Annotated in this window: 9 protein-coding genes; 1 reads left to right on the top strand and 8 read right to left on the bottom strand. The window is 39.7% G+C overall.

Going from position 1 to position 13231, the window contains the following annotated elements:
- Nucleotides 1–68: 68 nt before the first annotated feature.
- The 7 genes from rpoE to LMF89_RS18260 all read right to left on the bottom strand — a co-directional run bounded on the left by rpoE (nucleotide 69) and on the right by LMF89_RS18260 (nucleotide 7885).
- A complete protein-coding gene (gene rpoE / locus LMF89_RS18290; RefSeq protein WP_007953961.1) occupies nucleotides 69–437 on the bottom strand; it encodes a DNA-directed RNA polymerase subunit delta in 369 nt (122 codons plus the stop codon).
- Nucleotides 438–556: 119 nt separating this feature from the next.
- Nucleotides 557–2221, bottom strand: a complete 1665-nt coding sequence (gene argS / locus LMF89_RS18285; protein WP_229536335.1) for an arginine--tRNA ligase — start codon at nucleotides 2219–2221, stop codon at nucleotides 557–559.
- Nucleotides 2211–2645: a YwiB family protein gene (locus tag LMF89_RS18280; protein WP_229536334.1), complete on the bottom strand. Its 435-nt coding sequence runs from the start codon at nucleotides 2643–2645 to the stop codon at nucleotides 2211–2213. The genes argS and LMF89_RS18280 overlap by 11 nt, the downstream gene beginning before the upstream one ends.
- Before the next feature lie 211 nt (nucleotides 2646–2856).
- Nucleotides 2857–3729 (bottom strand): methyl-accepting chemotaxis protein, encoded by an 873-nt coding sequence (locus LMF89_RS18275; RefSeq protein WP_229536333.1) that lies wholly within the window; start codon nucleotides 3727–3729, stop codon nucleotides 2857–2859.
- Between the two features lie 482 nt (nucleotides 3730–4211).
- Nucleotides 4212–5231: a SpoIID/LytB domain-containing protein gene (locus LMF89_RS18270; RefSeq protein ID WP_229536332.1), complete on the bottom strand. Its 1020-nt coding sequence runs from the start codon at nucleotides 5229–5231 to the stop codon at nucleotides 4212–4214.
- 233 nt (nucleotides 5232–5464) lie between these two features.
- The gene (gene larA, locus LMF89_RS18265) at nucleotides 5465–6730 is read right to left on the bottom strand and encodes a nickel-dependent lactate racemase (protein ID WP_229536331.1); all 1266 of its coding nucleotides are present in this window, start codon (nucleotides 6728–6730) and stop codon (nucleotides 5465–5467) included.
- Between the two features lie 261 nt (nucleotides 6731–6991).
- Entirely contained in the window at nucleotides 6992–7885 is an 894-nt protein-coding gene (locus tag LMF89_RS18260; protein ID WP_369412640.1) for a DUF2156 domain-containing protein, read from the bottom strand.
- Nucleotides 7886–8096: 211 nt separating this feature from the next.
- Here LMF89_RS18260 and recQ point away from each other — a divergent pair, with 211 nt between their 5' ends.
- The gene (recQ, locus tag LMF89_RS18255; protein ID WP_229536329.1) at nucleotides 8097–10220 is read left to right on the top strand and encodes a DNA helicase RecQ; all 2124 of its coding nucleotides are present in this window, start codon (nucleotides 8097–8099) and stop codon (nucleotides 10218–10220) included.
- Nucleotides 10221–10383: 163 nt separating this feature from the next.
- Here the strand turns inward: recQ and LMF89_RS18250 are convergent.
- Nucleotides 10384–13231 (bottom strand): type I polyketide synthase (locus LMF89_RS18250; protein ID WP_229536328.1); only part of this gene is annotated, 2848 nt, incomplete at its 5' end.

The following is a 13231-nucleotide window of genomic DNA, read 5'->3' as shown; positions in this document are numbered from 1 at the left end:
TTTAGTACGCTAATTTAGTTCAAGTACGCCAATCATTTTATACTTTACTAAAGGGCAGTGTCAAGTACTTATTCTCGTTCACCAGGCTCTGCCGCGGACGCAACATATTCTTGTTGAATTTCCTCAAAGAGTTTTTCACGGCGGGAAGAAAAAGAACTTGGTGCGCTATCAGTATCATCACTGGCAGAATGAGCGCTCAGCTGTTGCGGCGACCACTCAACGAGACCCCACATGCCTTTTCCCATATGGACAAATCGACTATCCATATTGATTTGTGTATGCACTTCCGACATAGCATGAGCTAAAGAGTGAATTCTGCGACCTTTCAGTTCTAATACCTCTGTAATTAACTCTCTAAAATACATGGAGTGTCCTGTTTTTTGCAAAATTTTATAAGCTAATTCTACTTCTGAAACCTGTTTCATCATATCTGTCATATTATTTTATTCCTTCCGCACGCAGCGTTTAATATTGAGCTTGAAATCATTTTTGCTGGTAATGATTCACCATATTTAGGAAAATTCCTTTTTTTAGTAAGACTTTTTCAAAAAAATCTCTACATTTTTTCTGGTACACTAATCCCCAAAATGCCTAATGCATGCCTAATGGTTGTTTGCACAGCTTTTGCCAGCCCCATACGTGCCAATTGCAAATCCTGTTCAACCCCTTTAATGCGGCATTGGTTATAAAAGGTGTGAAACTGCCCTGCCAAATCATGAGCATAGCGGGCAATACGATGAGGCGCCCTTTCTTTCGCAGCATCTGCGATTTCTTCTTGATATTCACCCAACTTCTTAATTAAATCCACCTCACACTCGCTGGTAAGCAGACTTAATTTCGCAGCATCAACCCCCTCGAGTATAATCCCATCTTCTGCAGCTTGACGAAAAATACTGGCGATGCGCGCATAAGCATATTGTATATAATACACGGGATTCTCATTGGATTTTGACTTTGCTAAATCAAGATCAAAATCTAATTGACTATCAAGAGACCGCATAATGAAGAAAAATCTTGCAGCATCTGTACCAACTTCTTCAATCAACTCCGACAACGTCACACTTTGCCCTGTACGTTTTGACATTTTTACCAATTGGCCACTTCTATATAAGCTTACCATTTGTACAATCAAAACTTCCAGTTGTTCGGGAGAATATCCTAAGGAACCAATGGCTGCTTTCACACGGCAAATATAACCATGATGATCAGCACCCCAAATATTAATTAATTGATCAAACCCTCTTTCCAGCTTGTTTCTATGATAGGCAATATCGGCAGCTAAATAAGTAGGAATTCCATTGTCACGAATTACTACCCGGTCCTTATCATCTCCATAGGCTGTGGATTTTAACCAAAGAGCTCCTTCTTGTTCATAGATTGAACCATTGCTTTTGAGCACCTGACAGGTCTCCTGCAATGCACCGTCTTGATGCAATGTACACTCGCTAAACCAAACATCAAATTGTACATTAAATGCGGCAAGATCCGCTTTTAACGCAGCCAGTTTCTCCTGCAGGGCGATTTCTTTAAAGACTGCTAACCGCTCTAGAACAGGCATGGAAAGGTAGCTTTCTCCCGCCTTATCAATGATACGCTGAGCCGTATCGATAATATCCTGGCCATGATAACCATCTCCAGGAAACTCTACCTTTTGACCGAGAAGTTCAAGGTAACGGGCATGAACAGATGCTGCCAGGTTATCAATTTGATTACCCGCATCATTGATATAATATTCACTAGCCACGTCATATCCTGCTGCTTTTAATAAATTTACCAAAGCACTTCCTACTGCAGCACCACGACCATGACCTACGTGAAGAGGTCCAGTAGGGTTGGCACTAACATATTCTACCTGTACACGCTCTTTTGGGCCAGCTTTGCTATTACCATAATTTTCACCTTGGGATAATATATCGTTTAACATGGTATATAACCAGTCAGATTTCAAATAAAAATTAATAAATCCCGGTCCTGCAATCACAGCTTTTTCCAACCATGTTTCTTTCATCCGAGCAACAATTGCTTCGGCAATCACTCTTGGATTGGTTTTTGCAGCTCTGGCTGCCTGCATCGAAAAATTAGTAGCAAAATCTCCAAACTCTTTTTTAGGTGGTACTTCCAGGATTACTTGTGGCAACTCATGACTGGCAAATACACCATCAACAATGGCTGCCTGAGCTGCTTGATAAATTGCTTTATGTAATAACTCTTTAATGTCCACTTATGCTTTCCTCCTGTATGCTGATCGACAAGGTATTGGCACTTTGCCATTGTCCGTTTATTTCTAATTCGTACTCAATCGTGACGGTTCCAATTGTACTGGTTAAAGCCATCTTTAGGCTGTTTGTCAGGATACTCATTTGCATAGTACCATAAGGTGTATGGTACATGCTATAGCTTTTTTCACCCAGAAGAAATTCTTGTTTATGATCTACGCTGCCCGTTCGTACCAATACCACATGTCTATCGTACACTTTCAACATCGTAGTAACGCCCTCGATACCAGAAATCTCACTATCCTTATATACAATATATCGAATGTTATTTCTTTCATAATAACGGCCTTTGGTAGTACATTCAATACGAGATTCTTCACCTTTCTCATCTTTTTGAGTACCAATGATTGTAATAACAATATCTATCATATTATCTCCTCTGTCAGCCTGAAATATATTATAGCGTACTCAGCAAATATTGCAAGAAAAGGAAGAAAAAAATGTACATAAAAAAACACAACGCCTCATGCCTGTGCATAGCAGACAAGCGGCGCGTTTAACGAATCATTCATTATATAATATACGAAAAATTCCCAAAAATATATATTTATTTCATTTTATTTTTGATCTTAATTTTCAGTTACTGATTTTTATTGTTAAATGCTGCTACCAAATCAGCTGATGAGGTCTGAACATCTTGAATCACTTTAATAATATCTTGCATCGTCCCGGCTTGTTTATTGGAGATTAGCGCAGACTGATTGATGCCATCAATTACTTTTTGTATCGATTCTTGTATTTCCTGCAATATCTTATTAATATTTTCCGTAGCATCTGCACTATTTTGCGCCAAATTCTGCATTTCTTGTGCAACTACCGCAAAACCTCTGCCATAATTTCCAGCTCTGGCTGCTTCAATGGAAGCATTCAGACTCAACAGCTTGGTTTGAGTGGCAATTTTACGACTCATGTCAAGAATTTTCCCCGTATCTTTTACTCGTCTAACAGAATCATGAGATACATTCACAACACTTTCCGTATTTGCAGCTAATTCTTGGGAAGAGGCAGAAATACCCTCTATGGCAGCAACTGCCTGACTCACATTTTGTGAAACCGCATGAGCTACTTGCTGAACAATCTCGATTTGCTTTGCCTGTTTTAATCGTGTACTTAACAAAGCCACCACGACCTTAGCAATGGGACGCACATAATCCAATTGACCTGCAATAGCAAAAGTACCCACTCTTTGCCCATCAACCTCAATCGGATAATTCTGTCCTTCTTTTAGGGTTGGGTTTTTTGCCACATCAGCTGTTGTTACTACATATTCATCCAAGTGACCACTAAGAATGTTTTGTGAACCAAGATGCTTTGTGTTCAGACGCTTACCGCCATCTGAATCTCCTACAATCATAGCATCTTGGTTACAGACAATAATATGATAACCAGTATTTTGATAAATAAACCGTGCCAATGAGCCTGCCATTTCTGTCGTAATTGCATACTCTGCCATATTCGCCATCTCCCTTTTGCTGTCGGACTCCATTTGCTCTCAACCTTTTTAATATCCGCTTCTTCTGCTATATATAAGTTCAATGGCAATACAGTAAATCCTGCTAGAATATCGACAATAAAACCAACACTTTTATTCCATAATCCAGCCCCACTAAGAATCTAAAAAGGCAACTAGCAATTATATAAACAGCACGTTTAAAAGTAACTTTTTTTATAAATAGAGAAGCATCGTTTTAGGAAAAGATATAAGAATTTATGAACCACAAAGGCACAATGCCGCTGATGCGGCACACAAAGGAGTGCACAAAAAATAGTAATAGAACCCTTTGTGTCCTTAGCGTCTTTGTGGTAAAAAACCGTAGCGCCGCAGTCCCTTCTTTGTAAAAGAGAAACCGCGGCGCCTATATGGATGAGGCGTCAAATGACTGCCTCTCCACTACTAGTATATGCAAAACCGTGCCAAAAGATTACTCTGTGCTCTTACTGCCAGAGCTTTGTCACCTCTGTCCCTACATAATAGGTTTTCACAATATCTTCAGCTTTTTGCCCCTCTTGAGCAAAGGTATAAGCCCCCCACTGGCACAAACCTACACCATTGCCCCATCCCATTCCTTTAAAAGTAAAACTTTCTCCATCATAATTCATCTCTGTAATTAATGTAGATCTTAAACGGTCATAGCCGACTTTCTTTCTAAAATCAGAACCATATACTTTTTTATCTCCTGCACCAATATATAGAATACGGCCCGAAGGACCTTTTTCCAAGATTCGAATATTTTTCGGATTGCCAAAATAACCAACAGCAGCAGCAACTTCTGCTCCTGGTATTTTAACCGTCCAAGACTGCTCTTTCTCGGGTGCGTATTGAAAACACCGGTCTGTTATTGGCTGAAAGTATGGCGTTGGAGTAGGTATCTCTTCTGGAAAGCTCTCTTCCTTGGTGGCGGCAATTTGTCCATTACAAGAGCTGTAGATGGCATTGATCAAGCCTCCTGCATATGTCAGTACTTCACCTCTGGTACGGCGTACCGCTTCTCTAACATTGTCATTTACTAACTCAGGTGCGTAAGCTTGCAGCTCTTCTTTAGCCGTACTCACGTCAGCATGATGCAACCGCATAATCGTACCCGCTTCTATCGCATGAAGGGTTAGTGTGCGTGATGTAATCGCCTGAGCAGCTAAAGCTTCAATCGGCCAATCGTTATGCATTTCCCTCGCGACAACGCCTTCTAGATACTTTTCTAATAACATTCTGTCTACATAGCCTTTATCTGCAATCCACACCGTAATTGTTGGTTCATTTTTATATTTATTAACGTCTAACGTTTCTACCCCTGGGATAGGCTGAACCGTTTCTGGCACCGGTACTTGTGGACTGGGGGTTTCCACTACCTCAGGATCTGGTTTGGGAGCAGGGGACTGCAAAAAAGAACAAGCTCCTGCCACTGTCAGAATTCCAATCAGAAACATCAAAATCATAAATTTTTGTTTATTTACCATCTACTCCACCTCAACAATAGTATGGAGTAATATTTATCACACTATACTTAAAATAAATGAACCGCAGAGGCGCAGAGACCACAGAGAAAAACATATAAAACAATCGAACCACAAAGACGTAAAGGACACAAAGGTGTGCCGCTCAGCGGCATTGTGCCTTTGTGGTTCGCAAAACCTATAAATTGTAGCACTATAAGAAAAACGAGCCTCCACAAAAATGGAGACTCGCACTTTTACTTGGCAACGTAAGGAACAACGAGTGGCCCTAGAGGCAATACAGCAATACTTGCATCAGGCCCGTACTTGTCAATCAACGTTGCCAATGTTTGTTCTATATTTGTAGCAGATTGCAGCATGCAGTCTGCTACAGTCTCTTTATCTAAGGTTGAGTATAAATAACAATCTGCTTTAACCTGTATCATTGCCAGTGCTTGGGCTTCCCACTGATCAAACATAGAAAAAGATGGTTCATTAATCATATCCAGCAGTGCTTGGGGAGTATTGCGCATTTTCAAAATGGGGCCAAAATTACCATGGCTTGGCAGCCCATCTGAACATTCGGCAACACTGATAATACTGCCGCCCTCTTTTACAATTTGCGCACCAGCACTCATCCCTTTTACTGTTTGATATAGATTCTGATCCAAAGGATATCCTGCATTTGTCGTAATGACAATATCAAAAGAATGATCTACCGCAACCATCGCATGATGTTTTACAAATTCGCAGCCTACTCGATGAGCTTGAATAACATCTCCTGCAAACACATTGGTTATTTCTTTATCTCCATTTAATGTCACATTCAACATAAACTGCGGCTTTGCCATTAAACAATTTTGAGTAGCTGCATCTTGCACACCATTGCCCTCAATTACGCCCCAAGTACTCTTTGGATTACCGATCATTTCAGCATTATGAAAGTCCTGAATCGTTTTAATACCAACAATTCCTGGATTTATGCCCTTTGGACCGCCAGAAAAGCCAGCAAAAAAGTGCGGCTCAATAAATCCTGTAACAATTCTAAAATCAGCTTCTACATAGGTTTTATTTAAATACACTTCGGATCCATAACTATTCCGACCAACGTGTACTAATTCCTTATCATCAAAGGCTTCATGATTGATGACGCGAATCGTATCAACGACTTCCTGCCCTAGCATACTAATTAATTCTTCTCTCGTATTATGGCGATGGCTCCCTAATCCATTGATAACCACAAAATTTTCTTTAGGAACATGAGACAGCTCCTCAATCAGCCATGGAACTAATTTGTGATTAGGAGTTGGTCTTGTGATATCAGAAATTACAATGGCAACCGTATCCGATGCTTTTACCATTTCCTTTAAAGGAGGAGTTCCAGTAGGATGACGCAGAGCCTGAACAACAGCTCCCTTCTCATCTGCCAAACTCTCTATATGCGGGGGTTCTACTATTACTGCCTTATCAGGAACTTCAATACTAATACTGCCTTTACCATATGCTAATTGTACTTTTTTCATAGAATCATCTCCTTATTCCTATTTGCTACCTATTTGTACAAATAGTTGTAATCTTCCTGCTTTTTTAGTCATAACTTTTTATGACTACTTTCAATTCCTTTTTACTATCATACCCTGAAAAAGAACCTAACTATGCAAAAAGTCCCTGGTGCTTACGATCTCTTTTGACCGTAAGCACCAGGGATTTTATACTATTTATATAGTAAGTACGGCTACGATTCAGATGGAACTCGCCCTCGACCTAAATCGTAGGCGTACTTACTATAATTTTATTCTTACGTTATATTTTTCTATCATTTTAATAGGCTGATAGGATTCTTTTGCTTTTCGTAAGCCTTCAATCCCCATATCTTCCTCTCGGTTAATATACATCGCCTGTGAGAAAGTACGAGCACAGAACTCCTGATTGATAATACTATATACACCATTGATTCCCATACGACCTTTTTCCACATGAATTACTGCGGTATCGTCATTGCCCATTTCGCCATAACTAAAGGCTACCATTTTACCATCAATAAAAATAGCTCCTCCTTGAAAACCAAGAACCGTAAAGTTATTCATCGCTTCCACAATTGCATTTCTTTCACAGTCCAGATCATCACCTTTTACACAGCCTCGCTCATCACACCACTCCTGCATAAACTCAATACATTCCCTCGTCATTTCCTCAGTCATAGGTACATATTCATAATTGCTGTATTTTTTTCTAAAACTATTTACATGGTTTTTCTTAGTATGAAATTTACGCCCCTTTAGCTCAATTAAATCTTTCGCTGAATACACATAATCGAAATTATCCCGCACAGCTTTGGATGTAAAATAACCTGGCTTCGCCTCTTCCAGCCACTCGATCATAAAAGCTTCTACGCCTTGCAGCGAAAAAGTAAAATCATTCTCTTTTGCATGCTGTATCATACTATCCAATATCTCTGATAGACCTTCCTTTGGACCAAAGGGTGGTAAAAAGAATATTACCCCTTCCCAGCAAGCTTTCACACATAGATAATTACCTTCAACCGTCCACTGTATTTTATAGGCTTTACGCCACATAAATAGATTCGTAAAATTATAATGGGCATTTTCATATCGCCGCTCACTAAAGAATCGATCAAATAGCGGCTTATCTTCTAGAGTAAGCTGTTGAAACTTAATAGTAAACCCTCCTCAAACACAACTTTATTCTCCATTATACATGATTAGCCGAAAAAATATAATGGTATTGGCATAAAAAGCATCTGTTATATCGACAGGAATCCTCCTACCAAAAGACGAACTAAGCATTAAAGGATAAAAGTATCGGCTCCTCTTCAATGTCACAAAGAAGCAGGAACTATAACAAAAATAATTTTCAGGAGATAATTACATGTTAAATGCCGCCCTAAAAATCTTAAAGCAACACTATGGTTATACCACCTTTCGTCCTGGTCAGGAGAAAATCATCACCAGCCTATTAGGCAATAAAGATACCTTAGCCATCATGCCCACAGGCGCTGGTAAATCCCTGTGTTTTCAAATCCCCGCCCTCTTACTGCCAGGTGTTACCCTCGTTGTCTCACCCTTGATTTCTTTAATGAAAGACCAGGTTGACGCATTAAACGGGGTGGGAATTCCTGCTACCTTTATTAATAGCTCCCTCACCCTCTCCCAGGTCAATGAACGTATTTACAATGCAAAATGCGGTCGCTACAAAATCATCTATATCGCTCCAGAGCGTTTAGAATCGGATAGTTTTCAAGCTGCCATCAAGGTCCTTACCATCTCTTTATTAGCCATTGATGAGGCCCACTGTGTCTCACAATGGGGACATGATTTTCGTCCAAGCTATCGGGCCGTTGGATCTTTTATTGCCTCACTGCCCAACCGTCCCATTATTGGTGCCTTTACTGCAACCGCTACTACAGATGTAACACAAGACATTATTACCTTATTAGCCTTAAAAAATCCTGATGTGTATATGACTGGTTTTGATCGTGAAAACCTATCCTTTACCGTTATTCGCGGTGAAAACAAACAAGACTTTACCCTTAAATATATTACCGCCAACAAAGAACAATCCGGAATTATTTATGCGGCTACCCGTAAAGAAGTAGATAATCTTTATAGCCTATTATACAAAAAAGGTTACTCTGTAGGCAAATATCATGCTGGACTGCCTGATAAGGAACGCCAGCACTACCAAGAACAATTCATCTATGACAATATCAGTATCATGGTCGCTACCAATGCCTTTGGTATGGGGATTGATAAATCCAATGTGCGCTATGTGATTCATTACAATATGCCCAAAAACATGGAAGCCTATTACCAAGAAGCAGGTCGTGCGGGACGAGACGGAGAACCAAGCGAATGCATGCTGCTGTTTGGCGCCCAAGATCCTTTATTACAACGATATCTGATCGAGCAAACAACATTTGATACCGACCGGAAAACCAATGAACTTAGCAAACTGCAAACGATGGTAGATTATTGTCATACCCCAGAATGCCTGCGAAAATTTATCTTAAGTTATTTTGGTGAGACAAGTGATATAACAGAATGCGCCAATTGCAGCAATTGTAAGGATGACAATGAACTTACGGATATTACATTAGACGCTCAAAAGATTTTTTCCTGCGTCATGCGAGTTAAAGAACGTTATGGCACGACTTTAATTGCCAGCGTATTAAAAGGATCTAAGGATAAAAAAGTCCTACAGCTAGGTTTTGACAGCCTATCCACCTACGGCTTGTTAAAAAACTATACCTTACCAGAAATACGAGATGCCATTAATCGGTTAATTGCTACCGATTATCTAATGTTAACGGACAGTGAATATCCGGTAGTGAAACTGGCACCTAAAGGAGTCGCCGTATTAAAAAATCAAACAAAAGTATGGCAGAAAGTACCGAAACGTACCCAGAAAATCACAGCAGACAATTCTCTTTTTAGTTTGCTGCGAAGCTTACGTAAAACCATTGCTGACAGAGAACAAATACCACCCTATCTTGTATTTGCCGACAGCACCTTAAAGGAAATGAGCGAATATTGCCCAACTAGCTATGATGCTCTATTGACCATAAAAGGGGTGGGTGAAAGCAAACGAAAACGCTATGGTGATGAGTTCCTCGAAGTCTTACAGCAATATGCATTGGCAAATAATATTCAATCCTCTAACCTTTCTATAGAAAGTAAAGAAGCGGCTGTAAAAGTCCAGGAAAGTCCCAGCCATGTTATCAGTCTTGAGCTATACCAAAAAGGACATTCTCTAGAAGAAATCAGCCAAATGCGCAAACTAAAATCCCTTACGATACAAGATCACTTGGTACGCTGCTACCAAGAGGGACATCCTGTAAACTGGGATGCTCTTATCCCGCCTCAATATGAAAAGTTAATTCTTAGTAAGGTCGCACAATTGGGCGCAGAAAGATTAAAAATCCTGAAAGACGCCTTGCCAGAAGAAATTAGCTATGCTGCCATTAAAGCTGTACTGTGCAAACACAATAGGTAAAGCCAGGTCCATAACCTATCCCTTTCTACAAAAAGATTGAGTCCTACTTTCAATGAAAGTAGGACTCAATCTTTTTGATGATTCCCTACGCAAATGTTGCATTTAGCATCGAATGATATTGTAAAAAAATGGATGCAACGTTAGCAAAAGTCTATCCCCATTTTTAGATTGACACAACCTGGCATTCTTTAAAAGGATATGTTGGTAAAAAGATTTTACGGACTTCATTTTGTTCATGAAATGAATCCCATGGAATTTTGCCTCCTTGACTCCAATACATGGCAATTTTATTAAGATTTTTTTCAGCTAAAAGCACTTGAGAAAATTTTTCTCCGGTATTCCCTGAAAAGAGATTTTTCATTTCGTGTTCTTCTTCTAGATTTACTGCGAAAATTGGTACACAGGCTTCTCTTTTTTTAGGATGTTTTAAGTATTCTTTTAAGCTTTGAATCAACTCTTGTCGATTATTTACGACCATAGCTACTCTAGCCTCCATTGCTTCCCGTCCCACTTGAAGAGTATATGCAATGTCCTGTAAGATAAGTTCTTCCTTACATTCTATAAACTCAAGCATCTGTTGACAAACGACTACTAATCTTTCTTGGTTCTTAGCTGAAAAAACTACAATCTGTGGTGAAATTTGAGAACGGCGATGTAATGTTTCGTTTGGAGAAGGAATATATTCTTCCACAATCAAGTGTACATTCGAACCTCCAGCTCCAAATGAACTCACTGTGGCTCTCCTTGGAACTTCCCGTTCTTCTCCATCAATCCATACCATAGGCCGCTTCCACTCTGTAAGCTTTCGTTGTATATAAAATGGCGTTTTTTCAAAATGTATATTAGGATTTAAAGTTTCTGCTCCAATTGCAGGAACCAATTGCTGATGTTGTAATTGCAAAATTACTTTAGTCAATTGAGACACTCCTGAAGCAGCTTCCGCATGACCAATATTAGCTTTTATAGACCCAATTGCACAAAACTGTTGATCATTTGTAAATTTATGAAATGCTTTATCCAATGCCGAAATCTCGATAAGATCTCCAACGGGAAATCCATTTGCAGCCGCTTCAACATAACTGATTGTCCGGGGATCCATACCAGTTTTTTTAAAATTATCCTCAATCAACTGTATTTGAGCATTAATATTAGGAGTAGCCGCTCCATTAGTATGTCCTCCATGATTAGTTACTGACGATTTAATAACAGCTAGAATACGATCCCCATCCTTTATTGCCTGAGTAAGAGGTTTTAATAGTACAGCACCAACCCCTTCCGCCGGCAGATATCCGTCTCCATCCCCAAAACTTCTGCTATGAATATGACTACCAATCATTTTGATTTTGCTTAGCCTCAAATATTTTTGGAGATACAAAAGATTCACACCCCCAGCTATTGCAAGCCGGCATTCTCCCCTGATTAAACTTTCACAAGCCATATGAATCGCAATAGCAGAAGAAGAACTCATAGAATCAATAACCACACTAGGTCCCTGGAGATTAAAATACTGAGAAATTCGATTTGCAATAGAAGAACACATAAAGGTTGACAACTCGTTTATGCTACTTGATTTGCTATCATAATCCTGATACATCGAGCCGACATAAACTCCAACCCGGGTCTGGTACTGATGTTTTAAAGACTCCCGTGTATATCCTGCACTCTCAAATAGGTTCCAAACGGTTTCCATAAAAAGACGATCTTGAGGATTCATAAATTTTGCTTCTTCCGGTGAAATGGCAAAAAACAGCGAATCAAAACGGTCGGAATTTTCTAAAAAACCTCCCCATTTACAGTACGTTTTCCCTGATTTATTCTTATCCTCATCATAATAGGCATGATAATCCCACCTTTCTTTAGGAACCTCAGTGATACAATCTCTCCCAGCTTGTAAATTTATCCAAAGTTCGCCGATATTCTTTGCTCCCGGATAACGTCCAGAAACACCAATGATGGCAATATCTCCGTTGTTCTTCTCTTCTTTTCCCCTGGATTCTTCTCTGCTGGCTATAAAACGTGGGCGACTGCAATTACTACCCTCATGGGATTTTACAGACTCTATTATAGGTTCAAACTCTCTCAGTACAGTTGTCTCTTCTTCTCTAATGCCCAGCAAATCCAACAATTGCTTGCTATGACATTCAAAAAAATAGGCTGTTAATTCTTTGATGTTCTGATACTCAAAAAACAAGGTTTTTGGCAGCGAACCAAATATTTCTTCTAAGTTACTGGTGATTTGCATGGCTATAATTGAATCTATCCCATATTCATCCATTGGATCCTCTGCGTCAATTTCTTTCATTGGTACTTTGATTGTGGAAGCAATTATTTTTCTAAAATAGTCGCTAATCTTTTCTTGAAATAAATCTTCTTCGATAGTGAAACCCATTTTATATTCTTGTGTTACAGAAGGCGTAGCTTCCTTTGTAGGAGAAAATCCGGTGAAAAATTCTCTAAGGCGCTGACACTCTCCTTCCAGCACCATCACTTGTTCTGCACCAGAAGCTAAGCTACGATACAAAGCCTGAATACCAGCAGCCGTCTCAAGAGGAAGCATCCCCGTTTTTTGCAACATACTTTTCGCGACCTCTTCGTCAACATGCATTCCCCCTTCTTTCCACAGCGGCCAATTAACCGACAGTGTTCTGCCATATCGCTCTTTTAGCCCGACTAACTCATTACGATAGTTCGCATAGCTGTCCATGAAGGCATTCGCCGCCGAATAATCACTCTGCCCTGCATTACCTAAGCTTCCTGCAATCGAGGAAAAGAAAATAAAGAAGTCAAGAGGTAACCCCTTGCTCGCTTCGTCCAGATTTACAAGCCCGGAAACTTTTGGCGAAATAACGTTTTGCATTTCTTCCTTGCTTTTTTTGAAGATAAAATTATCTTGAATGATTCCAGCGCCATGAATAATACCGTGAAGATTTCCATACTCCTTTGTAATACTTTGAATTAGATGGGCTATCCCTTTCTTATCCGTAACATCGACCTGCTTATATTCAATTTTG

Origin of the sequence: Pelosinus baikalensis (genome assembly GCF_020819555.1) — a bacterium.
GTDB lineage: Bacteria > Bacillota > Negativicutes > DSM-13327 > DSM-13327 > Pelosinus > Pelosinus baikalensis.
The sequence above is the reverse complement of the archived record's forward strand: the minus strand, read 5'-3'. Positions and strand labels throughout refer to the sequence as shown.

Coding starts and splice junctions, on each gene's coding strand:
- rpoE (WP_007953961.1), bottom strand. CDS start 437: ATGACAGATATGATGAAACAGGTTTCAGAAGTAGAATTAGCTTATAAA.
- LMF89_RS18280 (WP_229536334.1), bottom strand. CDS start 2,645: ATGATAGATATTGTTATTACAATCATTGGTACTCAAAAAGATGAGAAA.
- LMF89_RS18275 (WP_229536333.1), bottom strand. CDS start 3,729: ATGGCAGAGTATGCAATTACGACAGAAATGGCAGGCTCATTGGCACGG.
- LMF89_RS18270 (WP_229536332.1), bottom strand. CDS start 5,231: ATGGTAAATAAACAAAAATTTATGATTTTGATGTTTCTGATTGGAATT.
- larA (WP_229536331.1), bottom strand. CDS start 6,730: ATGAAAAAAGTACAATTAGCATATGGTAAAGGCAGTATTAGTATTGAA.
- recQ (WP_229536329.1), top strand. CDS start 8,097: ATGTTAAATGCCGCCCTAAAAATCTTAAAGCAACACTATGGTTATACC.